General features: G+C 52.6%; 20 protein-coding genes. 9 read left to right on the top strand and 11 right to left on the bottom strand.

The window, feature by feature from the left end; all coding sequences use genetic code 11:
• Positions 1 to 63: 63 nt before the first annotated feature.
• On the top strand, positions 64 to 213 hold the full coding sequence (locus tag AB1F12_RS09320) for a hypothetical protein (RefSeq protein ID WP_368183714.1): 150 nt from the start codon (positions 64 to 66) through the stop codon (positions 211 to 213).
• Between the two features lie 61 nt (positions 214 to 274).
• Here AB1F12_RS09320 and coaD read toward each other — a convergent pair whose 3' ends face one another.
• The 3 genes from coaD to AB1F12_RS09335 all read right to left on the bottom strand — a co-directional run bounded on the left by coaD (position 275) and on the right by AB1F12_RS09335 (position 2,246).
• On the bottom strand, positions 275 to 769 hold the full coding sequence (gene coaD / locus AB1F12_RS09325; protein WP_368183716.1) for a pantetheine-phosphate adenylyltransferase: 495 nt from the start codon (positions 767 to 769) through the stop codon (positions 275 to 277).
• A gap of 102 nt (positions 770 to 871) precedes the next feature.
• Positions 872 to 1,306 carry a CBS domain-containing protein gene (locus tag AB1F12_RS09330; RefSeq protein ID WP_368183718.1) on the bottom strand — a complete coding sequence of 145 codons (435 nt, stop codon included), beginning with the start codon at positions 1,304 to 1,306 and terminating at the stop codon, positions 872 to 874.
• A gap of 55 nt (positions 1,307 to 1,361) precedes the next feature.
• Positions 1,362 to 2,246, bottom strand: a complete 885-nt coding sequence (locus AB1F12_RS09335) for a LysR family transcriptional regulator (protein ID WP_368183720.1) — start codon at positions 2,244 to 2,246, stop codon at positions 1,362 to 1,364.
• Positions 2,247 to 2,399: 153 nt separating this feature from the next.
• Here AB1F12_RS09335 and AB1F12_RS09340 point away from each other — a divergent pair, with 153 nt between their 5' ends.
• From AB1F12_RS09340 to mmsB, 6 genes are all read left to right on the top strand, one after another.
• Positions 2,400 to 3,899, top strand: a complete 1,500-nt coding sequence (locus AB1F12_RS09340) for a CoA-acylating methylmalonate-semialdehyde dehydrogenase (protein WP_368183722.1) — start codon at positions 2,400 to 2,402, stop codon at positions 3,897 to 3,899.
• 70 nt (positions 3,900 to 3,969) lie between these two features.
• A complete protein-coding gene (locus tag AB1F12_RS09345) occupies positions 3,970 to 4,389 on the top strand; it encodes a hypothetical protein (protein WP_368183724.1) in 420 nt (139 codons plus the stop codon).
• A gap of 108 nt (positions 4,390 to 4,497) precedes the next feature.
• Entirely contained in the window at positions 4,498 to 5,625 is a 1,128-nt protein-coding gene (locus tag AB1F12_RS09350) for a carboxylate-amine ligase (protein WP_368188330.1), read from the top strand.
• Positions 5,626 to 5,691: 66 nt separating this feature from the next.
• Complete coding sequence (locus AB1F12_RS09355) at positions 5,692 to 6,831, top strand: acyl-CoA dehydrogenase family protein (RefSeq protein WP_368183725.1); 1,140 nt, start codon at positions 5,692 to 5,694, stop codon at positions 6,829 to 6,831.
• Positions 6,828 to 7,874, top strand: coding sequence for a 3-hydroxyisobutyryl-CoA hydrolase (locus tag AB1F12_RS09360; RefSeq protein WP_368183727.1), 1,047 nt, complete (start codon positions 6,828 to 6,830; stop codon positions 7,872 to 7,874). Before AB1F12_RS09355 ends, AB1F12_RS09360 begins: the two co-directional genes overlap by 4 nt.
• The gene (gene mmsB, locus AB1F12_RS09365) at positions 7,871 to 8,743 is read left to right on the top strand and encodes a 3-hydroxyisobutyrate dehydrogenase (protein ID WP_368183729.1); all 873 of its coding nucleotides are present in this window, start codon (positions 7,871 to 7,873) and stop codon (positions 8,741 to 8,743) included. Before AB1F12_RS09360 ends, mmsB begins: the two co-directional genes overlap by 4 nt.
• A 97-nt stretch (positions 8,744 to 8,840) precedes the next feature.
• On the opposite strand, the gene AB1F12_RS09370 is transcribed toward mmsB, so the two are convergent.
• From AB1F12_RS09370 to AB1F12_RS09405, 8 genes are all read right to left on the bottom strand, one after another.
• The gene (locus tag AB1F12_RS09370) at positions 8,841 to 9,533 is read right to left on the bottom strand and encodes a head GIN domain-containing protein (protein WP_368183731.1); all 693 of its coding nucleotides are present in this window, start codon (positions 9,531 to 9,533) and stop codon (positions 8,841 to 8,843) included.
• Between the two features lie 78 nt (positions 9,534 to 9,611).
• Complete coding sequence (gene uvrA, locus AB1F12_RS09375) at positions 9,612 to 12,470, bottom strand: excinuclease ABC subunit UvrA (RefSeq protein ID WP_368183734.1); 2,859 nt, start codon at positions 12,468 to 12,470, stop codon at positions 9,612 to 9,614.
• A gap of 242 nt (positions 12,471 to 12,712) precedes the next feature.
• A complete protein-coding gene (gene lpdA / locus AB1F12_RS09380; RefSeq protein ID WP_368183735.1) occupies positions 12,713 to 14,107 on the bottom strand; it encodes a dihydrolipoyl dehydrogenase in 1,395 nt (464 codons plus the stop codon).
• 69 nt (positions 14,108 to 14,176) lie between these two features.
• Positions 14,177 to 15,751 carry a diguanylate cyclase gene (locus AB1F12_RS09385; protein WP_368183737.1) on the bottom strand — a complete coding sequence of 525 codons (1,575 nt, stop codon included), beginning with the start codon at positions 15,749 to 15,751 and terminating at the stop codon, positions 14,177 to 14,179.
• A 109-nt stretch (positions 15,752 to 15,860) separates the two neighbouring features.
• Positions 15,861 to 16,454, bottom strand: coding sequence for a DUF924 family protein (locus AB1F12_RS09390; RefSeq protein ID WP_368183739.1), 594 nt, complete (start codon positions 16,452 to 16,454; stop codon positions 15,861 to 15,863).
• A 70-nt stretch (positions 16,455 to 16,524) separates the two neighbouring features.
• Positions 16,525 to 17,787, bottom strand: coding sequence for an MFS transporter (locus AB1F12_RS09395; RefSeq protein WP_368183741.1), 1,263 nt, complete (start codon positions 17,785 to 17,787; stop codon positions 16,525 to 16,527).
• 153 nt (positions 17,788 to 17,940) lie between these two features.
• The gene (gene queA, locus AB1F12_RS09400) at positions 17,941 to 18,993 is read right to left on the bottom strand and encodes a tRNA preQ1(34) S-adenosylmethionine ribosyltransferase-isomerase QueA (protein ID WP_368183743.1); all 1,053 of its coding nucleotides are present in this window, start codon (positions 18,991 to 18,993) and stop codon (positions 17,941 to 17,943) included.
• Positions 18,990 to 22,325 carry a DUF3971 domain-containing protein gene (locus AB1F12_RS09405; protein WP_368183745.1) on the bottom strand — a complete coding sequence of 1,112 codons (3,336 nt, stop codon included), beginning with the start codon at positions 22,323 to 22,325 and terminating at the stop codon, positions 18,990 to 18,992. Before AB1F12_RS09405 ends, queA begins: the two co-directional genes overlap by 4 nt.
• 127 nt (positions 22,326 to 22,452) lie before the next feature.
• On the opposite strand from AB1F12_RS09405, the gene bcp reads away from it, so the two are divergent.
• The gene (bcp, locus tag AB1F12_RS09410; RefSeq protein ID WP_368183747.1) at positions 22,453 to 22,929 is read left to right on the top strand and encodes a thioredoxin-dependent thiol peroxidase; all 477 of its coding nucleotides are present in this window, start codon (positions 22,453 to 22,455) and stop codon (positions 22,927 to 22,929) included.
• 49 nt (positions 22,930 to 22,978) lie between these two features.
• Positions 22,979 to 23,821: a ferritin-like domain-containing protein gene (locus AB1F12_RS09415; protein ID WP_368183749.1), complete on the top strand. Its 843-nt coding sequence runs from the start codon at positions 22,979 to 22,981 to the stop codon at positions 23,819 to 23,821.
• The last annotated feature ends 24 nt before the right edge of the window (positions 23,822 to 23,845 follow it).

Genomic DNA, 23,845 nt, shown 5'->3' on the forward strand with positions numbered 1-23,845 from the left:
TTCTGCACTGCAGCATGCCCCATATTGAAGACAGGAGGAACGCAACCCGTTAGGAGATTTGAAATGCAAATCATGACCAACCTTCGCAAATACGCCCACTACGTCCGCACCAAACGCGAATTACAAAACATGCCTTTGGATGTCGCTCTGGATCTGGACATTGACCGCGCCGCAGCAAGTCGGATCGCACACAAAGCCGTCTATGGTTTCTAAGAAAACCAACGATGTAAGCCGCCCGATGGGCGGCTTTTGTCATTAAACAACGCTGTTGGATTTAGGTCGAAAATTTCTGACTCAGTGCGTCATGAACAGCCGGGGTGACAAACTTTGACACATCCCCCCCCAGACGCGCGATTTCTTTGACCAGTTTCGACGCGATTGCCTGATGCTGGGCTTCGGCCATTAGAAACACAGTTTCAATTTCATCATTCAACTGTCGGTTCATCCCAACCATTTGATATTCATATTCAAAATCAGCAACAGCCCGTAGCCCACGGATAATAATCTGCGCCCCAACATCCTGCGCACAATCGATCAACAGATTTTCAAACGGATGCGCAATAATCTCAACACCGGTTTCGCGCGCCAGTTCAGCGCATTCCGTTTCGACCATGGCGACCCGCTCTTCTAATGAAAACAGCGGGCCCTTGTCGCGATTGATCGCCACGCCAATGACCAAACGATCCACCAACGCGCAGGCGCGACGAATAATATCCATGTGGCCTAACGTGACCGGGTCGAACGTTCCGGGGTACAATCCTACGCGCATGATGTCCTCGCATGTTTTTTCATGCTGCAACGCAACATTATTGCGCGGCGAATTGCAACCCAACAAAAGACAAACACCTCATCTGCGACAAGATGCCGAAATTTAGTGACCCATAATCATGCCTTGCAGGGCGTCTTTTTCCATCGACAGCTCTGCCAGGCGGGCTTTGACGACGTCACCGATTGAAATCAACCCAATCATTTCGTCGTTTTCCATCACGGGCAAATGGCGAAACCGCCCCTCAGTCATGATTTCCAGCACCCGATCGGCGGATTCGTTTGGGGTACATGTGATGGGATTGGGCGTCATCAGGTCGCTGACTTTATCGTCGATACATCCAACGCCCCGTTTGCCGATTTCACGCACGATGTCGCGTTCGGACAAAATGCCATCGGCGGTTTTGCCATTTGTGGACACAACCATCGTCCCGATCCTCTTGTCCGACATGACCTTCGCAGCCTCAGAAACCGCCGCATCGGGTTTCAGATATAACACACCAGTAGTGTCTTTGCCTTTCAGGATCTGCTGAACAATCATGAGGACCTCCCTTTTTTCATTACAATTACAGCGTCCACTCAGACATGACCCAATGTCAAGCCAGCTCTGCCTCCAACCGCGTAACCTCAGCCTTTAATCGGGCGGAAAAGGCTGCGGCAAATTGGCCAAGACGCTGAGAATGCCGATCAGAAGCGTGCCGCACCAGATAAAAAGAACGACATAATGAATAATGATCCATTAACACCCGCCGCAATTCCGGGGCGCAATGCAGCGCAAAATCATGCACAAACCCAACGGCTTGGGAATGGCGCAACATATGCATCTGCACCGACACCGAATTAGAGGCCAAATGCACGCCCCCTGCCCCTAAATCCCCCAGATAATCCAATTCCTTATCGAAAATCATATCGGGAATATAGCCCACGACAGGAATGCCTTTCAGGTCGGGTTTGTCGTGAATATGGGCCGCCATTTCGCTGCGTGCGGCGAGGTGCAGCCGGTAATCCGTCACCTTTTGCACCAGCAACCTCCCCGTATCAGGCGGGCTAACGGTGACGGCCAGATCGGCTTCGCGTTTGGATAGGTTCACAACCCGAGGTAGGGCCAGAATTTGCAATTCTAAGCCCGGATTTTCAGCCTGAAGCGCCGCACAGACCTGTGGCAACAGAAAATTGGCCGCCCCATCTGGTGCCCCGATGCGAATTTGACCGCTTAACCCCGCATTCAGGGATGATTGTTCCTCTGTGGCGAGGTTTAACGCTTCTTCTGCGGTGCTGGCATGTATGCGCAATCGCTGTCCCAGATCGGTTAAGGCATAGCCCTGCGGTGATTTGGTAAACAGCGCCGCGCCCATGCGCTCTTCGAGGCGCAAAATGCGGCGCGAAATGGTTGCCGGATCAAGTTTTAACACTGGCGCCGCAGCAGAGAGCCCCTCTGCGCGTGCAACAGCCAAAAAAACCCGCATATCGTCCCAGTTCATGTCACGCCCTTATAAAATTGATCCATACCATGTCGTATGGCGACCATACCCTTGCGTTTTTGCAAAATGATTTTGAAAACTTCACCCTTTTACGGGCAAAAACGCAAGCCTATTCTGCGCCCAACGGATCCAATCGTTTCTAGGAGGAAACCCATGCAAGAGCTGACGCATTACATCAACGGTGAACATGTCACCGGAAATTCCGGACGTTTTACAGACGTGTTTAACCCCGCAACGGGTGAAGTTCAGGCCAAATGCCCGCTGGCCAGCACTGACGAGCTGAACCATGCCGTTGACATCGCCGCAGCAGCACAGCCGGCATGGGAAGCCACAAACCCACAACGCCGGGCCCGGGTAATGATGAAATTCGTCGACCTGCTGAACCGTGACATGGATAAACTGGCCGAAGCCTTGTCTCGGGAACATGGCAAAACCTTTCCGGATGCCAAAGGCGACATTCAACGTGGTCTAGAAGTTGTTGAATTCTGCATCGGCGCGCCACATCTGCTGAAAGGTGAATTCACCGACAGCGCAGGCCCCGGCATTGATATGTATTCCATGCGTCAGGCTTTGGGGGTTTGCGCCGGGATCACACCGTTCAACTTTCCTGCGATGATCCCGATGTGGATGTTTGCGCCCGCCATCGCCTGTGGCAACGCCTTTATCCTGAAACCTTCCGAACGCGATCCTTCCGTGCCATTGATGTTGGCCGAACTGATGGAAGAAGCCGGCCTGCCCAAAGGGATTTTGCAGGTTGTAAATGGCGACAAAGAATCCGTTGATGCGATTTTGGACCACGATGTGATCCAGTCGATTGGCTTTGTTGGCTCAACCCCGATCGCCGAATATATCTATGGTCGCGGCTGTTCCAATGGCAAACGTGTGCAATGTTTTGGTGGCGCGAAAAACCACATGATCATCATGCCGGATGCCGATCTGGACCAAGCGGCCGATGCCCTGATTGGTGCGGGTTATGGGGCCGCAGGCGAACGGTGCATGGCGATTTCCGTGGCGGTTCCTGTTGGTGAAGAAACCGCAGATCGGTTGGTTGAAAAACTGATCCCACGTGTCGAAGCGCTAAAAGTCGGGCCATATACGGCGGGGGATGATGTGGATTACGGTCCCGTTGTGACCGCCGCCGCCAAAGAAAACATCCTGAAACTGGTGCAATCCGGTGTTGATCAGGGCGCGAAATTGGTGGTTGATGGTCGCAATTTCAACCTGCAAGGTTACGAAGACGGGTTCTTTGTTGGGCCGCATCTGTTTGACCACGTGACCCCAGACATGGATATCTACACCAAGGAAATCTTTGGTCCGGTCCTGTCAACGGTTCGTGCAAAAACCTACGAAGAAGCAATCAACCTGGCGATTGACCACGAATATGGCAACGGCACCGCGATTTACACCCGTGATGGCGACACGGCCCGCGACTTTGCCAAACGTATCAACATCGGCATGGTTGGCGTGAACGTGCCGATCCCTGTGCCGCTGGCCTATCACAGCTTTGGCGGTTGGAAAAAATCCGGGTTTGGTGATCTGAATCAACACGGCACTGACAGCTTCAAATTCTACACCCGGACCAAGACAGTCACAGCGCGCTGGCCATCCGGCATTAAGGAAGGTGGCGAGTTTAACTTTAAACAGATGGATTGATCTGTTTAAAATGATGTGATTTTTTAGCCCGGGGAGTGTTCCTCGGGCTAAATTTTGTTGGAGAGAATGAGTGCCAGTATCATTTCGTATCCTACCCAGCCTTGGATTGGTTTATGTCCGATACGAAGGCTTTGCAGACGTCGCGGATTCCATGAAGGTATTCGGCGAATATGCACAACACCCTGATTGCCGCCCCGGACAAAAACAGTTTGTCGATTTGTCACTTGTAACCGAGGTGGAGCAGGATTTTCCCAAGCTTATGGAGCTTCAGGCGCAAAAGGCCGGGGTATTCATGAACTCGCAGGCGCAAACGTTAATCGTTTACTATGTCACCGATGAACTAACACGTGCGATGGCCAGTTTGATTGCCCGATCATGGGAACCTTTCCCATGGGTCATTCCTGTCGTTTATGAAAACGAAAAAGACGCGCTCGAATTTTTAGGTCTGGCTGCAACTTCGATCTCTGAGTTGTTAAATCCAGCCAATTAGCGAGGCAACCCAGGACAAATTGGGGCTATACGCAAGCGTATGGGGGCTTTTCCTTTGCGAAATCTCATTGCAGGGTAATTTTACCCAAAAGGAGAAATCGAATTGCGCATCACAGAACCGAGTTTCACCATCGGCGTAGAAGAAGAGTACCTGCTCGTCGACACATCCACATTTGAATTGGTGAAAACACCAACCAAATTGATGGAAGAGGCCGAAGCTGAACTTGGTGGGCAGGTTAGCCCCGAATATTTGCAATGTCAGATCGAAATTGGCACCAAAGTCTGTTCAGGTACCCAGCAAGCGCGGGACGAATTACGACGCCTAAGAAGCGTCATAGCTACAGTTGCAATGCGGCATGGTCTGGCCCCGATTGCGGCATCCTGCCACCCGTTTGCCGATTGGAAGGACCAGCCCCACACGGACAAAGTTCGGTATAATCAACTGCGTCAGGATCTAGGCGGGGTGGTTCGTCGGATGCTGATCTGTGGAATGCATGTGCATGTCGGGCTAGAAAGTCAGGCGTTGCGGATCGATTTGATGAACCAGATGTCCTATTTTCTGCCGCATCTTTTGGCGCTGTCGACGTCATCCCCGTTCTGGCAGGGCGAAGACACCGGTTTGGCCTCTTATCGGCTGTCCATTTTTGACAATTTACCACGCACTGGGTTGCCGCCACGGATTGATTCTTGGGGGGAATATGAACGGTCAGTTCATGCGCTAACAGATGTGGGTGTGATCGAAGACAGTTCAAAAATTTGGTGGGATTTGCGCCCGTCAGCTCAATATCCAACCCTAGAAACCCGGATTTGTGACGTTCAACCGCGGCTAAATCACACATTGTCATTGGCGGCTGCGATCCAGTGTTTGTCACGGATGCTCTATCGTTTGCGGGTCAATAATCAGCGTTGGCGGACCTATGAAAACTTCTTGATTTCAGAAAACCGCTGGCGTGCGCAACGGTATGGTATTTCAAATGGCCTGATCGATTTTGGTCGCGGCGAGATTGTCCAAGTTTCTGATTTGGTGGATGAATTAATCGAAATGTTGATGCAGGATGCAGAGGCATTAGACTGTGTCGACGATCTGATTGGGCTGCGCGACATCGTTGAAAACGGCAACTCAGCCGACCGGCAACGACAGGTCGCACACAAAGCCCAGGATCAAGGCAAAAGCCAATCTGATCAAATGCGCATGGTTGTTTCTCACCTGATACAAGAGTTTTCCACCGATCTTTAACTTGCACTTTGTGCCCATCCGAGCGAGAATTAAACAACTGTTCAATTCAACGGAAGGGAGGAGCCGATGGATTTTGCTCTGAGCGAGGAACAAGAAGCAATTTTTGACATGGCGCGGGCCTTTGGAGAGGCGGAAATCGCACCATACGCCAAAGAATGGGAAACAGCTGGCACCATCCCCAAGGATCTGTGGCCAAAGCTGGCAGAGCTGGGATTTGGTGGTCTGTATGTGCGCGAAGAAAGCGGTGGGTCCGGGCTGACAAGGTTGGATGCGACCTTTGTGTTCGAAGCCTTGTCGATGTCTTGCCCATCCGTCGCGGCGTTTTTGTCCATTCACAACATGTGCGCCAAAATGATTGATACATTTGGCTCAGATGACCTGCGCGCGCGGTATTTGCCTGATGCGTTAACCATGAACAAAGTGTTGTCCTATTGCCTGACAGAGCCCGGCAGCGGGTCCGACGCCGCCGCGTTGAAAACCAAAGCTGTGGCAACCGATAGCGGTTACCGTCTGAATGGCACCAAAGCGTTTATTTCAGGCGGCGGCTACTCTGACGCCTATGTCGTAATGGCCAGAACCGGTCAGGCTGGGCCCAAAGGCGTGTCTGCGATGGTGATCGACGATGGCACCCCTGGCCTCAGCTTTGGCGGGTTAGAGGACAAAATGGGCTGGAAAAGCCAGCCGACCCGTCAGGTCCAGATGGATGATTGTGATATTGCGGCAAACAACCTGCTAGGCGAAGAAGGTCGCGGGTTTAGCTATGCGATGGCGGGTTTGGATGGCGGCCGGCTGAATATTTCTGCCTGCTCGCTTGGCGCGGCCCAACAGGCGTTGAATTTAACGCTGCAATATATGTCAGAACGCAAGGCATTTGGTCAAAGTATTGATCAATTTCAAGCACTTCAGTTCCGTCTTGCTGACATGGAAATAGAGCTTCAGGCTGCGCGGACATTTTTGCGACAAGCGGCATGGAAACTGGACAACAACGCCCCTGACGCAACCAAATTCTGCGCAATGGCAAAGAAATTTGTCACCGAAGCCGGGTCGAAAATTGCGGATCAATGTCTGCAACTTCATGGCGGCTATGGGTATCTTGCGGATTATGGGATCGAAAAAATTGTCCGCGATTTGCGTGTGCACCAAATTCTGGAAGGCACAAATGAAATCATGCGCCTGATTGTTGCTCGTCAGTTGGTAGCAAAATGAGCGACATTTTCATTCGCAAAGAAGGCCGGGCGGGTCGGATCACATTGACCCGCCCTAAGGCCCTGAACGCATTGAGTTATCAAATGTGTTTGGACATTGACGCCGCCTTAACCGATTGGTCACAGGACGATGATGTCGCGCTGTTGATCATCGATGCAGAGGGTGAAAAAGCGTTTTGCGCCGGGGGCGACATTTCGGAAATGTACGCAACCGGGACCGCCGGCAACTACGATTACGGGCGCAAATTCTGGCATGACGAATACCTGATGAACCGGAAATTGTTCCGGTTTCCCAAGCCTGTAGCGACGTTCATGCAAGGTTTCACCATGGGGGGTGGCGTCGGTGTCGGCTGCCATGGGTCACATCGCATCGTCGCAGAATCGTCAAAAATCGCCATGCCAGAAGTGGGGATTGGCCTGATCCCTGATGTTGGAGGCTCTTTGTTACTGGCCCAAGCGCCGGGACGTTTGGGCGAATTTCTGGGTATCACGGGCGACCGAATGGATGCCGCGGATGCAATTTACGCCGGATTTGCGGATTATTATGTCCCGCAGGCCAACTGGGAATCCCTCAAATCTGAGTTGACCCAACATGGGGATGTCACAGCGATTGATCGGGCAATGCACCCTGCCCCATCACCACGGCTTGCAGACTGGCAATCTGCGATTGACGCCGATTTTGGAGGTGAAACGCTGGCTGACATTTTTCGTGGTTTGGCCAAAGAGCCCCACGAAGCCGTGGCGCATGCCTTGGTTGCGATGAACAGAAACTCACCTCTATCAATGGCTTACACCGTTGAAATGATCCATAGGGTCCGCATGCGTCCCACAATTGAAAATGCTCTGGATCAGGAATTTCGGTTCACCCATCGTTCAATGGAACAGGGTGATTTCCTAGAAGGCATTCGCGCCGCCATCATTGACAAAGATCGCCAACCAAAGTGGCGACACGAAACATGGGACCAGGTTTCGGCCAGCGAAGTCGTTAAACTGGGGCTGCCTTTGGGCGATGATGCACTAAATTTTGAAGAGGAAACGTCATGAAAATCGGGTTTATCGGACTTGGAAATATGGGCGCCCCAATGGCCCTGAATCTGATCGCGGCGGGTCATGATGTGGTTGGATTTGACCTGATGGCGCGTCCTGACAGCATGGAAATGGCTCAAACCGCCGCAGCTGCTGCCAAAGATGCCGACGTGGTTATCACCATGTTGCCAAACGGTGATATCCTTAGATCCGTTGCCGCAGATATTCACCCTGAAATGACCGCAGGGGCCGTGCATCTAGACTGTTCCACCGTTGACGTAGACAGCGCGAGGTTCACGTCGCAACAAGCTGAAAAACATGGGTTATCTTCGGTTGACGCCCCCGTCTCAGGCGGGATCGGTGGCGCCGCTGCGGGCACATTGACATTCATGGCGGGTGGGTCGGATGACGCTTTTGCCAAAGTGGCGCCTTTGTTTGACATCATGGGCCAAAAAGCCGTGCATTGTGGCGATGCAGGTGCGGGGCAAGCGGCCAAAATCTGCAACAACATGATCCTGGGCGTCACAATGATTGCCACCTGCGAAGCCTTTGCTTTGGCGGACAAATTGGGACTTGATCGGCAAAAAATGTTCGACGTGGTAAGCACTTCCTCAGGATATAGCTGGACGATGAATGCTTATTGTCCCGCCCCCGGCGTGGGTCCGGTTAGCCCGTCTGACAATGCGTATCAGCCCGGTTTTGCTTCTGAATTGATGCTCAAAGATCTGAAATTATCACAACAGGCCGCGATCAGTGCCGATGCGGATACCCCGATGGGGGAGCTGGCGCAAAAACTATATGCGCTATTTGTTGAGGATGAAGACGGATTGGGTAAGGATTTTTCAGCAATGTTACCGCGATTTGAGAACAGAAATAGGTCGTCATAACGCGGTGTGACCAATTTCGGCCCCACAATTGATTGGCTATTCCGGCTTACAAAAATGTTTTTAAAACAATAAGTAAGCCGGTTTCCCCTCGTCCGACCTATTGAAGGTAAACGGATCCGCCACTGGACACGTTTTGGCTGGTCATTTGCGGTTGACCCGATAGGCGAATTGACCCGCCGGACGACGCATGTGCTTGGGCTGTTTCGCTTGCATGTGCCGATAAGGATGCGCCGCTGCTTGCGCGAATATCGGCGGTTTCACACGTCAATTCTTGGGCGTTCAGGGAAGCCCCCGAAGAAGATCGTGCATCAATCGATGTGCAAGTTCCATCAATGTTCAATGATGCTCCGCTGCTGCTTTGGGCGCTGACGTCACCACCATTTAACCCGAAAACGCGCAGCGACGCGCCACTTGCTGAGGATGCGATCAAGCCGTCGATTGCATGCGCATCAACGGTTACCGACACACCAGACGTCGCGGTAACTTCTGTTAAGTCGGGCATTTTCACCGTAACTTCAAAGACATCGCGCCGACCTGAGTTAAACAATCCCATGCCACGGCGGCGATCCACCACCAAAACATCGCCACGTTGACGAACACGTAAACGGTCAATATCCCCGCGGATCGCTTCTCCTTGAACCGAAAATTCCATTCCGGTTTCAATGACCACGGACACCCCTTCTTGGGCTTGAATGGCAGAAAAGCCATTCAAATCATACTGTCGCTGATCCGCCAACAATGGTGATGCCAATAACAATGTGCCCAAGGCTACGGTTAGTGAATTGCGCATTCGAAAATTCCTCCGATGAATGTGTGACCAAAGGTATGTTAATTGCATTCACATTCAAGGGAGGAGATCAAAAATCAGCTATTCTGCGGCGACCCGCTTGGATTTCAGCATTGGTTTCAGGTAAAATCCAGTATGGCTTTCTGCAACGTCTGCGACCTTTTCTGGTGTGCCCGTCGCCACAACTTTCCCGCCGCCATCGCCGCCTTCGGGGCCAATATCGATCAGGTGATCCGCCGTTTTCACCACATCCAAATTGTGCTCAATCACAATAACGGAATTGCCTTGATCCACCAATTCGTGCAGCACTTCCAACAACTTACGAACATCTTCAAAATGCAAACCAGTCGTTGGCTCATCTAGAATATATAATGTGCGGCCCGTGGATCGTTTGGCCAATTCTTTTGACAACTTAACCCTTTGTGCTTCGCCGCCAGATAATGTCGTGGCTTGCTGGCCAACCTTAATATAGCCCAAGCCAACCCGCATCAGCGCGTCCATTTTGTCCCGAATGCTGGGCACTGCTTTGAAAAACTCTTGGGCGTCTTCCACCGTCATCTCCAGAACATCCGCGATGCTTTTGCCTTTGAATCGGATTTCCAATGTTTCACGATTATAGCGCGCGCCGTTGCAGGTTTCACAGGTCACGTAAACGTCCGGCAAAAAGTGCATTTCGATTTTGATAACACCGTCGCCTTGGCAAGCTTCGCAGCGGCCGCCTTTTACGTTGAAACTAAACCGGCCGGGTTTGTATCCGCGTGCTTTGGCCTCTGGCAGACCGGCAAACCAGTCGCGTATCGGCGTAAATGCCCCGGTATACGTCGCCGGATTTGACCGTGGTGTGCGCCCAATTGGACGTTGATCGATATCGATCACCTTGTCCAAATGCTCCAACCCTTTGATGGTTTCGCAGGGTGCGGGCGTTTGGCGCGCACCGTTTAACCGCATCGAAGCCGTTTTGAACAAGGTTTCGATTGTCAGCGTCGACTTTCCCCCACCCGAAACGCCGGTGACACAGACAAATTTTCCCAGCGGGAAATCGACAGTCACGTTTTGCAGGTTGTTTCCGGTCGCCTTGACAACTGATAGCTTTTTCTTGTTCCCTTTCCGACGCTTAGCGGGCACTTCTATCTCGCGTTTGCCGGATAAATAGGCGCCCGTGACGGATGTTTCATGCGCCACAATTTCTGCGGGCGTCCCACAGGCAACCACTTTGCCGCCATGCACACCGGCCCCCGGACCAATGTCAAAAACATAATCGGCCTCACGGATCGCTTCTTCGTCGTGTTCGACAACGATGACCGTGTTGCCCTGATCGCGCAGGTTTTTCAGTGTGGTTAACAGGCGCCCGTTATCGCGCTGATGCAGCCCGATCGACGGTTCATCCAGAACATACAACACCCCCGTAAGCCCAGATCCGATCTGGCTGGCCAATCGAATGCGCTGGCTTTCGCCCCCCGACAACGTGCCAGAATTTCGGCTAAGCGTAAGATATTCCAAACCAACATTGTTCAAGAACCCAAGCCGTTCGCGAATTTCTTTCAGGATCGCACGTGCGATTTCGTTCTTTTGGTTGGTCAGACTTTCCGGCACAGAAGCGCACCAATCAGCGGCCTCTCTGATCGACATTTGAACCACTTGCCCCACATGCAGGCCTGCAATTTTTACGGCCAGCGCTTCGGCTTTCAGACGATAGCCACCACATGTCCCACAAGACCTATTGTTTTGATAACGCTCAAATTCTTCGCGTATCCAGTTACTGTCTGTTTCGCGATAGCGGCGTTCCATGTTGGGAATAACCCCCTCAAAGACACGCTCAACCTCGTAGACCCGCCCGCCTTCGTCATATCGAAATTTGATTTCTTCTTTGCCGGATCCAAACAAAAACACCTCTTGGATTTTGCGGGGCAAATCTTTCCAACGTGTATTTTTGTCAAACTCATAATGTTTGGCAATCGCTTCGATTGTTTGCAGGAAATAGGGCGATTTTCCCTTACGCCACGGCGCCAATGCCCCGTCATAAATTTTCAGCGTTTGATCAGGCACCACCAAACGTTCATCAAAAAACAGCTCAACCCCCAGCCCGTCACAGGATGGGCAGGCCCCAAACGGCGCGTTGAACGAAAACAGCCTTGGCTCGATCTCTGAGATGGTGAAACCACTCTCAGGGCAGGCAAATTTTTCAGAAAACGTGAACCGCTCGGCCTCGCCTTCGGAGGGCGCAGTTTCCAAAATCGCGATGCCATCAGCCAAATCCAGCGCAGTACGGAAACTATCGGCCAAACGGGTTTCCAACCCTTCGCGGATCACAATCCGGTCAACCACAACATCGATGTCATGGCGAAATTTCTTATCCAAAGTTGGCGGTTCATCCAGTTCGTAGAATTCCCCATCAACCTTAACGCGCTGGAAACCTTGTTTACGTAATTCGAGGAATTCCTTGCGATATTCACCTTTGCGATCACGCACAATCGGCGCCAGCAAATACCCTCTTGTGCCTTCTGACATGGCCATGGTGCGATCAACCATATCTTGCACTTGCTGCGCTTCAATCGGAAGCCCGGTCGCAGGGGAATAAGGCGTGCCCGCACGTGCGAACAGCAATCGCATATAATCGTAAATCTCTGTCACAGTACCAACTGTCGAACGCGGATTTTTCGACGTGGTTTTCTGTTCAATTGAAATCGCAGGGCTAAGACCGGAAATGTGATCAACATCCGGTTTTTCCATCATATCAAGGAATTGGCGAGCATAGGCGCTTAGGCTTTCGACATATCGGCGCTGGCCTTCGGCATAGATCGTATCAAAGGCCAATGATGATTTCCCTGACCCGGACAGGCCTGTGATCACCACCAGTTCGTCCCGTGGAATATCCACATCAATATTTTTCAGATTGTGCTCGCGCGCACCACGGACTTCGATCTTTTTCAGCTCTGCCATAACGGCCCCCAATTCACACCCCAGCATCAGACAGTGAGTCGGGGTCGTTCTGCCAGCACAGATTTAGAACATTAATGGAACATTAGGAAGTATTTTACACATTTTCCTGAAAGATACATTTACCAACGCCCTTTCAACACCTTCGTTCAAAAAGAAACGGCACCAAGACGATGCCTTGGTGCCGCTCTTTGTGGTTTTAACAGTCTTCCGGGCAGATCGCGCAAAAATGCCTACCCGTTGATTTACATGTGAATGACGCGATCAAACGCGTCCAAGACGCTTTCATGCATCATCTCACTCAACGTAGGATGCGGGAATACCGTTTCGAACAGGTCTTCTTCTGTGGTTTCCAGCTTGCGCCCAATTACATAGCCTTGGATCAATTCGGTGACTTCGGCCCCGATCATATGCGCGCCCAGCAATTCGCCGGTTTTTGCATCAAATATCGTTTTAATTAGACCCTCTGGCTCTCCTAACGCGATGGCTTTGCCGTTGCCGATAAACGGAAATTTACCAACTTTGATGTCAAAGCCCAACTCTTTGGCTTTTGCCTCGGTATAGCCCACGCTCGCAACTTGAGGGTGGCAATACGTACATCCGGCAATGGTTTCTGGCTTCACCGGATGGGCGGCAAGTCCGGCAATCATATCAGCGACCATCACCCCTTCATGTGAGGCTTTGTGCGCCAACCATGGCGCGCCGGCGATATCCCCAATCGCATACAAACCATCCACACCCGTGCGGCAATACGCATCCGTCACAACATGGGTTCGATCAATCGTGACACCCAATGCCTCTAGGCCAAGGTTTTCAACGTTACCGACAATTCCAACCGCAGAAATAACCGTGTCGAAATCGATTTTTTCGACTTTTCCACCGGTTTCGATATGTGCGGTGACTTTGCCTTCTGAGCGATCCAATTGCTTGACCATGGCTTTCTCCATGATCGTCATGCCTTGCTTTTTGAATTGCTTCTTAGCAAAGGCAGAAATGTCTGCATCCTCTACAGGAAGCACGCGGTCCATGACCTCAACAACTGTGGTATCTGCACCTAACGTATTGTAAAAACTTGCAAATTCAATACCAATCGCACCGGACCCAATCACCAACAGCTTTTTGGGCATATGTGGCGGGTTCAGCGCATGTCGGTAGGTCCAAACACGTTTGCCATCGGCCTCCAAGCCAGGGAGTTCCCGCGCACGTGCACCTGTCGCCAGAATGATGTTTGCGGATTGAAGTTGCTCAACACCTTTTGCGGTGGTGACACTGACTTTGCCTTTGGCGGGCAAAGTTGCCTCCCCCATGATCACGTCAACTTTGTTTTTCTTCAACAACCCTTTGACGCCACCGGACAATTGCCCGGCAACTTTGCGCGACCGCGTCACAACATCATTCAAATCGTAGCCGATGTTGTCAGCCTTCAATCCAAACTCTTTGGCGCGCTCCATCAGGTGAAATACCTCAGAGCTGCGCAACAACGCTTTGGTTGGAATACATCCCCAGTTCAGGCAAATCCCCCCCAAATTTTCCCGTTCAATCACGGCAACTTTCAGGCCCAATTGCGCACCGCGAATTGCGCTTACATAGCCACCGGGACCAGCCCCGATTACGATCATGTCATAGGTCTTGGCAGCCATCGGCTTCTCCTCGTCTCCAATATAGTTTGACATTAAACTATATTTTTCAACGCGGCTAGTGACCTGAGGTCATGACGGCCTTTCCTGTGGTGCAATGCAGGTTAACGCCCTGTTTTTGTGAGTGACTTCTTCTTTTTTTGGGACAGTTTCACAGCTGCGAACGCAGTTTCGACCATCATCTTTTGCCTGATAAAGCGCCTGATCTGCGCGTTTTATCAGAATATCTGGGGAAATTCCGCTTTCGGGATAGCTAGAAACACCCGCCGAAATCGTGATCGGTGGTAGCATGCCATCAACATATCTGATCTGGGTTTTTTCAATCTCAATGCGCAGAATTTCGGCTAATTCCATCGTCCGCTCGATGTTTGCTTCTGGAACAAGAACGGCGAATTCTTCCCCTCCGACGCGACAGGCCACCTCACCGCGGACCATCACATCCTGCAAACGTTCACCAAGGGCGCGCAGAACCATATCCCCTGCGTCATGCCCATGATTGTCGTTAAAGCTTTTGAATTTATCCGCATCAAAGGAAATCAATCCAAAGCTCCCATTTTTACGTTCTGTCAGACTAATTTCCCGCAGCAATGCATCCAGGAAATACCGTCGATTAAACAAGCCCGTCAGCGGGTCGCGAATGGATTGGTCTCGCAGTTCGTCACGCAACTTCACATTGGCGATCGCCATCGAAATATGTTCCCCGCAACGAATGGCAAATGTGCCAACATTGTTAATCTTGGCCGCATCACCATGTTTGGTATCAAATCGAATATGCAACAGACCAACCGTATCGCCGTGGGCCACTATGGGCACACAAATGTATTCGTCGACGTCATCCCCCAACCCTTGTTCTGATACGTGATCACACACGAAACACATGCCATCGCGTTCAAATTCATAGGCGCGGCCACGGCGCAACGCCCAGCATGTATCGGCAACAATATGTTTGTGCAGCGTGTCACAGGACCAACTGCAAACACCGTCCAGAACGTCCCGGGAATTAGAGTAAATATATAATTCGCCAGAACTGCTGGGCAGAAGCTTATCCATGAAATGGGTGACAATCATGAACAATTCATCCAGCGATTTACAGGATTGCAGCCATTCATCCAGCTGAGACAGCATTTTGGCTTCATGTTGGCGCGCACGTTCCGTCGTCAAAATGTCTTTGGCTTTCATTTCAGCGGCTTCAGCGGCGCGTTTGGCCTCGCTTAGCTCTTTGGCGGCGCGACGCGCCTTGGTCACATCGGTAAATGTCACCACATAGCCCCCGCCGCGGGTCGGACGGCCATTGGTCAGCACAACACGACCAGATTTTAGTGTCACATCAAACGAATACGGCTGGCGTGCGCGAATGCGCGCGTCAGATTCATCCTCATCTTTTTTGGAAATTTGCCCGTCACTTAGGGCTATGCGACGAAACTCATCCCGTTCCGTCCCGATCATCAGGTCTTTGCCATCCAGCTCCAACACTTCGAAAATTCGGGTGTTGTGCAGATCGCAACTGCCATCTTTGGACCAGACAAGAATGCCTTGTTCCATGATATTCATGATTTCGGTCGCAAGCTCCAAATCGCCAGATGGACCTGCGGACACGCCAGCATCCCAGCCAGCGCCGTTTTCCGGAAAGAGAGGTTGATGTGTCAACTATTATCCCCACGCGTAGAACATCGTGGGAACATTGTGATTGATCTGAGTTGTTGGTTTCTTAACAGCCCTGTCAAAGACCGCGAAAAACGTTTCAGATTTTCATCAATTAAGCGGCAGAAGCGGCCTCTTTGGATTTGATTTCTTCTAGGACGGATCCATAGCTGCCATTTTCCAGAAATTCCTGTTCAGGCTGAGTATTGTCGCGCCCAAGCGCCGCATTGCGATAGGGAAACCGGCCAAAACGGCGAATGATTTCTCTGTGAACTTTTGCATGTAGCAAATTGGCTTCGCCGGTGTCGGGCATACGTGTGCAAAACAGACGCACAGCGCGATCCTGATCGATCAGGTTTTCGGAATGCAGCAGTGGCATATAGAAAAACTGACGGGCAGGTTCGGGAATTTTCAAATCCCAATCTCTGGTAATCGCGATTTTGGACGCGGCCCGGGCCGAGCGATCCGTGTCAAAGGCCTGACCATTGTCACGATACATATTGCGCGGCAATTGATCGGTTAAGATGATAAAGGCCAATGTGCCGATTGGGTAGGTCAACCACAACCCACATGCGCCACCTTTGGCTTCGTTCAGGACATCCTCAAACCGATTTCGGATTTCTGTGTCCAGTTCCTCACCGCCACCATACCATCTGCTTGGTCCAACTTCATTAAGCCAGAATTCCAGGATTTCTTCAGGGTTGACCATTGGCCATATTCCTCGATCCATTCATGTCCCTGAATGGAGCTTTGCAAAAGTTTTACATTTCAGCAAGCACTTAGTCGTGCGTATTTGCTTCTTCTTCCAATTCCGTTTCGATGTAGACTTCTTGGGCAACCTCCACAGCCAAGGGCGACGCATTCACACTAACCGGCGAATACGGAACAGTGTTTTCCGGTGACACCGACGGTCGCTGGCTCGTCCGATAGAGCCCATAAACCGCCAACAATGCCATCAAGACCGCGATGAATGTCCAATATCCATTAGGTCCGTAAATATCCATGATCCAACCGATTAGAATCGGACCCATAATGGCCCCAACTCCATTAACAAACACAAAACCAGCCGAGGCCGCCGCCATATCTTCGTGTTCCAGAAAGTCATTCGCATAGGCAATCAACAGAGAATACAACGGATTGGACGTCCCACCCAGCATCGCGGCCGAAATCAAAAGCCAGGTAAAGCTTGCGGATGAGAACATCCCAATAATCGCCGACCCCGCGCCCAAAGCGGCCACCACAATGATCAACATACGCCGATCCATGCGGTCCGACATCCAGCCGATCGGGTATTGCGCCACCAAAGCCCCCATATAAATCGCAGAAACAAAAATCGACAATTGCGCCACGCTTAGGCCAATCCGGGTCGCATAGATCGCCGACATCCCAAATTGCGCAGCAAACACCCCGCCCAACAGGATCATCCCAGTGGATGACAACGGCGAGGCGCGCATCAATTCACGCAATTGCATGGGTTTTGTGGTGTCAAAAGCAGGGGTTGGCGATACCGTTAGCAGAATTGGCGCAAATGCGAGCGACACCAAAACCGACGGCAACACAAACAAAGCATAGCCAGACGGATCCCCCGTGAGCAGCAAAAACTGTGCTGCGACAATGCCGGCCATTTGCACAATCATGTACAAAGACAAGGCCTTGCCACGGGTTTCGTTGGTTGCAGAATTGTTCAGCCAGCTTTCTGCAGTCACATAAACGCCAGAAAAACAGAACCCGATGACAACCCGCCCGGCGGTCCAGGCCCATGGTTCTGCCAGGGTCGGATACAGGATCAAAACCGCTGAAATCATCGATCCCAACGCGGCAAAAACCCTGACGTGCCCCACACGTCGGATCATATCCGGCGCCATACGGGACCCGCCCAGAAAGCCCACAAAATAAGCCGACATCACAACGGACATTTCAAGCGTAGAGAAATTTTCAATCTCTCCGCGCACCCCCAACAATGTCCCCTGAATACCGTTGCCCACCATCAGCATCATCATGCCCAGCAGCAATGCCCAAGAATTTCCAAGGACTTGAATCATGTCATTTCGCCTATTTCTGTCGCGTCTTTTGCCAAACTAGAGTGACTTACAAAGTCTCCCTTAACGAAAGACGACAATCTTGGGCCGCAAACGGCCATTTCAGGTTTTTCTACCCAGCGGGGTCGCGCCCAACTGCTGGCAAAACGGAACCAATTATTGATGAGGGAACAGAATTGATGAATCCCCATAACTAAAGAAGCGATACCCCTGCGCGATGGCGTGGGCGTAGATATCTTTGATATGCTGTGTGCCCACCAAAGCCGATACCAGCATCATCAATGTCGATTTTGGCAGATGAAAATTGGTCATCAGCCCATCGGCCACATGAAATGTGAAACCCGGCGTGATAAAGATGTCTGTTTCCCCGACCCACGGCGCCAAAGTACCTGTTTGCGCGGCACTTTCGATCAATCTCAGCGCGGTGGTTCCAACTGGAATGACACGTCCCCCTGCGGCTTTGGTGGCGTTGATATCATCCACGACCTCTTGGGTGACGCGACCCCATTCCGCATGCATATTGTGATCGTTGATGTCGTCCACTTTGACGGGCAAAAACGTGCCCGCGCCAACATGCAATGTGACATGACTAAAATGAACGCCTTTGGCCTCTAGCTGATCCAGAAGGGCCTGATCAAAATGCAGCGAAGCAGTCGGGGCGGCCACCGCACCTTTGTGCCGGGCCCAGACGGTTTGGTAATCCTGTTTATCGGCCTCATCAGCGGGGCGTTTGGCGGCGATATAAGGGGGCAATGGCATCGCCCCGGCCGCGTTCAATGCCGCATCAAAATCATCGCCCGTCAGGTTAAAACGGACCTGACCCTGCCCATCTGCGCGGCTTTCTAACGTGCAGGACAGATCGGGCGAAAACGCAATCACTTCGCCGTCGCGGATTTTGCGCAGCGGTTTAATCAGCGCGCCCCAACTGCCATCCGCACGCGGGTCAAGCAGCGTCACTTCCATCTTTGAGGCGGTGCGACCTTCGGGGCCTTCTCGGAACCGTTGACCGTTCAGACGGGCGGGGATGACCTTTGTGTCGTTCAACACCAACCGATCCCCCGGACGCAACACATCCAACAAATCCGAAACGCGCCGATCCTGAATGGTCCCGCCTTCGCTGACCAACAGCCGCGCAGATGTGCGGGGTTTGGCCGGTCGGGTGGCGATCAAATCATCGGGTAGGTGAAAATCAAAGTCTGAGAGCTTCACTGTTGTACCTCTGGGGGCTGGACTTGCGGGGGCGGTCTGCGAAAAATTTCGCGGAACATGCCGGGCGTTAACGCCGACAATGGGTTCACTGCAACCCTTGTTTGGCCTTCTGGGCCGCGCAACGTGAAATTAAACCCGATCAACCCTTCGCCCGGCCGGGTCAGGATCGATCCAATCCCGTTCAACAGGTAAAAAGGCGACACCACACCCTGAAAATCCACCACCTTGGTGCGCAGATCATAGGTGCCGTCCAATGATATCCCCATCGATGCCCCAATGGCGCTGAATTTTGTGACAACAACCTGTTGTGGTGAGATGAAAAATTCACTGTCGACATCGCTAAATGCCAATCCCTGCCCGTCCAATTGCTGAAGCAATCCAACCACGCTGATCGCATCCAGCAATCCTGCAAGGGCTGGGGCATTTTTCACCCGGATCTGTCGGATTTCCAAATTGCCGGCATAATGCCCGTCCGCCCCACGCGGGGTCAGGGTCAGGTCAAAATTCCCGCCCCGGCCATTTTCCAATAACCCGGCCGCGGCGACCACTTCTCCGGCGCGATCACTGACGATGCGAATGGCGGACCGACCCGATTCCGGCACAACCGTTCCGCGCACAGGCGCAATTCCATTGATCATGGCGGTGAATTCCCCGGAAAAGCCGCCCAACGCTGAGAAATCCCCAGAAAAGTCAGTTAACGCAATGCCTTGGGTCACTTGTAACCGCCCCAAAGATAGCGACATCGGCCCGCCATCACCAGAGCCGCCCCCAAAAGAGGCCCCTCTGAGGTCGATGCCGTTTCCGGTGACCTCAATAAGGGGCGCAACCCCTGCCCCACGGGATCGCAGCACCGCGCCCACATCCAGCCAATTGCCCAATTGTACCCGATCAAATTCCGCGCGGTTCAAGGTCCCATTGCTGTTCAAAACAACGCGGCCATTGGTGGACAACCCCGCTGCGGCCAAACGTAATGCGTCCACTCGCGGCACCGGTCCCAATTGCCCGGACACCACCAATTCGCCGGTTTGTCCTGTCGATTTTGACCAGCCCAAACTGGCCAATTGCAACCCAATCCCACGCAAATCGGATCGCAGCGCAAAACTGGGCGCCTGATCTTTGGGCAGTTCTACCTGTATCTGGGCAATGCCACGTCCAGACACGGACCCGGGGGGCAAATCGATGTTAAATTCATCCAGAAACCGCTCTGACAATTCTGCTGTGGCCTCAATGCGACTGGTGCGATTGTTGCCCGGCTCAAACGACTGGCTCCAACGGCCATCCACGGGCACTTGTCCAAAAATCATCGGACCTTCGATGGCGATCCCGTCATTATCCGCGCGCAATGCCAGATTAGACGCAGTTAGCACCCGATTTTCGACCAAACGATCGCTGCGCACATCGCGCAATTCTGCGGCCATGTTAAAAATGACGTCGCCGTTTTCAACACGCGGCTTAAGCGGCACCATCAAGGCCCCTGAAATACGCGCGCGCCCATCGGCGATGGCCACGTCCATCCCAGCTTTGGTCAGCAATTCAAGCGGCGGTTGATCCAAAATCGACATGGCCGCCGTGATGGTGGATTGAATGCGCAATGCGACCGTGGCAGGCGGCGCGGACACTGTGATGTCGGGGATATGAAACACAGACCCGGCCAAATCCAACTGGCCCCCCTCAGGGGCATTGACCCGGCCCCGTTCCAGAGACAGGGTGAAATTGTTCCGCTCAATCTGGGCGATGCCGGCCCCCTCGGTAATCGGGGGCATATCGCGTAAAAAACGCACATTTGCCTGATCAAATTCAAAGCCAACAAACAAATCCGTATCGGATTGCGCGCGCGTGCGAAACGACGATGTCACCCCGCTAAGATCACCGGTGATGATATTGTTTTCAAACCAGGTTCTGGTGCGAGGTTTGATCGATTCAGGCCAGAACTGCATCAAACGGGCCACCGCGATCTGGTCAATCCCCATATCCAGCGCCACCGCCCATCCATCGGGTGTTGCCATCACGGTGCCGTCGGCTTGGATCCGGCTTTGATCATCGCGCAATTGCACCTGCCCCAGTTCAATCAAAAACGGGCTTGGATGCAGGCGAAATTCAACACTGGCATCGCTGAATTTCAAAGGTGTTTCAAACAATGCATTTGGGTTCACCTCAATTTCGCTAAGGTTGAACTGCCCCAACAACGCATTGGGCCAACCATCCGTGACATCACGTAAATAAGCTTTGCCCGACCCGGTTAATTGCCCCCAATCACTGCTTAGATTGACCTGTTCAAACCTGATTTCTGACCCACGAGGCAGATAGTTCATATGCAGGCTGGCATGGTCAAACCGGATCGGTCGGGTCTGTTCGGTTGGCTGCAGCGCACCTTCGTCCAGTTGCAGCACCGCGCTGAGCGGGCCCAAGGCGCCGGTTGAATCGATTGATCCGCGCATATTGGCCGATAAGGGTGCCTCTAGGACCGACATCCAGCTCAGCGCTGGGGATTGAGACGCCAAATCACCGGCCACCGCATCGGTGATTGTCACCCCAAAGGTCGCGGCACGGGCGTTGCGTGGGCTTTCGTAATCCAATCGCAATTCCGTCGGATATGAACGCCCTGATAGCAACGCCAATTGCGCGCTGAACTGGGTTTTCTGACGGCGCAAATCCAGATCAATCTGACCGCCATCCACAATCCAACTGCGCCCTGCGCGCGCATCGTCATAATTGATGATCAAACCATCAGCGCGCACCTGCGCCAAGGCTTCAAAATCTTCGGATTCAAGGGTTTGCTCGACCAAATCCATCAATTCGGTGAAACTTGACGCTTCGCTCACGCTTGGTCCGGATAGGTTAAACGACAGGGCCACCTGCCCATCTTGGGCGCGGCGTAGCGCGATTTCAGCGCCGGATAGGTGAATTTCCTGTGCCAGCACATCGCCCTTGATCAGGCCCCGCGGCGAAATCAGCCCTTCGACACGCGGCACCTTGGCCAAAATCGCGCCATCCTGATCCTGAAGTTCCGCCCCTGCCAGTAAAACGCGCGGGTGCAAATCCGTACCCAACGTCACGGTGATGTGGTCAAATTCAAGCGACCCGCCGTTCAAAATCAACGCGGCGCGGTCTTCGACCAAATGTTTGATCCAGCTGGGGGCGGTGATTTCGCGCCCTAACAGCGACAGGCCCGCAATCAGCACAAAAACAATGGGCGACACCAGAACGAGCCACAGGATCCGCAAACCATGACGCCGCACACGCCGTTTCACAGGCGCCGCGGGCGTGGGGTCTGGCGTGATGGCCTGAGGGGCATCATCCTCTTGGGTTTGTGCGTCTTCGGCCTCAGTCATCTTGTTTTTGGCACTCTTTTCACGGCATTTTGGCCCCGGCTTTGTCCTGCAACTGGTGTTTACCGCTTTATCTTTGCGCGTTGTGACCTAAAACGAAACAACAAAGACAAAATCAAGGAGAAACCCCGTGGCACAATCCCCAGCACTTGTTATCGGCGCGAATGCGCCTGAATTCACGTTACCACGGGATGGCGCGGGCGACATTTCCCTGTCAGATTTGCGCGGACAGGCCGTGGTTTTGTATTTTTACCCCAAAGACGATACGTCAGGGTGCACCAAACAGGCCATCGCGTTTTCAGAACGATTGGCAGAATTTGACGCCTTGGGCGCAGTCATCCTTGGCGTGTCCAAAGACAGTGTCACAAAGCACAATAAATTTCGCGACAAACATTCCCTAAAGGTGGCGCTGCTATCAGATGAGGACAGCACAACCTGCGAAGATTATGGCGTCTGGGTTGAGAAAAAGATGTATGGCAAAACCTTTATGGGCATCGAACGCGCCACGTTTTTGATCGCCCCGGACGGGAAAATCGCCCATATCTGGCGCAAAGTAAAAGTCGCCGGTCACGAAGACGCCGTTTTGGATCAGCTAAAAGCCCTGTGATGACTGCGATCTTGCCAAACCCCTTCCTGACATCTTCAAAGGCCATTTTATGACCCATCCCCCAAAAACCCTGACCCAAATGGCGATTGAGGTCCTGACAACGGCAGATGGGGCCGAAAAAACCGCATTGTCACGCCGCCATGCCGCCACATGGCAGGCCGCGCGAAAATCCGGTCAACGTATCGAAATCGGAACGGCCACACCGCCGCTGCATCCGTCCCGCCCGGCCAAACCCGAATTGTTAAATCCACGAGATGTGCCAAAACGCAAACCCGGCTCACCTCAGGGGCGCATCGCGCTATTGCACGCCGTTGCACATATTGAGTTGAACGCAGTTGATTTACACTGGGACATCATTGCGCGATTTGGCCATGTGGACATGCCGCTTGGGTTTTACGATGACTGGGTTAAATCCGCTGACGAAGAATCCAAACATTTCAATCTGATATGCGACTGTCTTCATGCGTTGGACAGCCATTATGGCGCTCTGCCAGCCCATGCAGGCATGTGGCGCGCCGCCGAAGATACCGCCGAGGATCTGATGGGGCGATTGGCCGTGGTCCCGATGGTTCTAGAGGCCCGCGGGCTGGATGTGACCCCCGGCATGATCAAGGTGTTTCAACAGGCCAAGGACACAAATGCCGTTGAGGCGTTGAATGTGATCTACGCCGAAGAGGTCCACCACGTCGCCTATGGTTCAAAATGGTTCCACTTTTTATGCGGGCGTGACGGGCTTGATCCGACGCCCACATTTCATGATCTGGTCCGCCGGTATTTCCATTCACAACTGCGCCCGCCCTTTAACGAAGAGAAACGCGCCGAAGCAGGTATTCCCCCGGATTTTTACTGGCCATTAACCGAAGACGTGCCCGCCGCCTATCGCACCCGCTGAAAAACGCCCGGTAGACAGGTGATA

The sequence above is a fragment of the Aestuariibius sp. HNIBRBA575 genome, from assembly GCF_040932005.1.
In the GTDB taxonomy this organism is placed as follows: domain Bacteria; phylum Pseudomonadota; class Alphaproteobacteria; order Rhodobacterales; family Rhodobacteraceae; genus CANLNM01.

Bases quoted from the DNA above. Each gene is read 5' to 3' on its own strand.
- coaD (WP_368183716.1), bottom strand. From the start codon at position 769: ATGCGCGTAGGATTGTACCCCGGAACGTTCGACCCGGTCACGTTAGGC.
- AB1F12_RS09360 (WP_368183727.1), top strand. From the start codon at position 6,828: ATGAGCGACATTTTCATTCGCAAAGAAGGCCGGGCGGGTCGGATCACA.
- AB1F12_RS09390 (WP_368183739.1), bottom strand. From the start codon at position 16,454: ATGGTCAACCCTGAAGAAATCCTGGAATTCTGGCTTAATGAAGTTGGA.
- mmsB (WP_368183729.1), top strand. From the start codon at position 7,871: ATGAAAATCGGGTTTATCGGACTTGGAAATATGGGCGCCCCAATGGCC.
- AB1F12_RS09335 (WP_368183720.1), bottom strand. From the start codon at position 2,246: ATGAACTGGGACGATATGCGGGTTTTTTTGGCTGTTGCACGCGCAGAG.
- AB1F12_RS09370 (WP_368183731.1), bottom strand. From the start codon at position 9,533: ATGCGCAATTCACTAACCGTAGCCTTGGGCACATTGTTATTGGCATCA.
- AB1F12_RS09405 (WP_368183745.1), bottom strand. From the start codon at position 22,325: ATGACTGAGGCCGAAGACGCACAAACCCAAGAGGATGATGCCCCTCAG.
- uvrA (WP_368183734.1), bottom strand. From the start codon at position 12,470: ATGGCAGAGCTGAAAAAGATCGAAGTCCGTGGTGCGCGCGAGCACAAT.
- AB1F12_RS09415 (WP_368183749.1), top strand. From the start codon at position 22,979: ATGACCCATCCCCCAAAAACCCTGACCCAAATGGCGATTGAGGTCCTG.
- AB1F12_RS09340 (WP_368183722.1), top strand. From the start codon at position 2,400: ATGCAAGAGCTGACGCATTACATCAACGGTGAACATGTCACCGGAAAT.
- AB1F12_RS09320 (WP_368183714.1), top strand. From the start codon at position 64: ATGCAAATCATGACCAACCTTCGCAAATACGCCCACTACGTCCGCACC.
- AB1F12_RS09395 (WP_368183741.1), bottom strand. From the start codon at position 17,787: ATGATTCAAGTCCTTGGAAATTCTTGGGCATTGCTGCTGGGCATGATG.
- AB1F12_RS09330 (WP_368183718.1), bottom strand. From the start codon at position 1,306: ATGATTGTTCAGCAGATCCTGAAAGGCAAAGACACTACTGGTGTGTTA.
- lpdA (WP_368183735.1), bottom strand. From the start codon at position 14,107: ATGGCTGCCAAGACCTATGACATGATCGTAATCGGGGCTGGTCCCGGT.
- AB1F12_RS09355 (WP_368183725.1), top strand. From the start codon at position 5,692: ATGGATTTTGCTCTGAGCGAGGAACAAGAAGCAATTTTTGACATGGCG.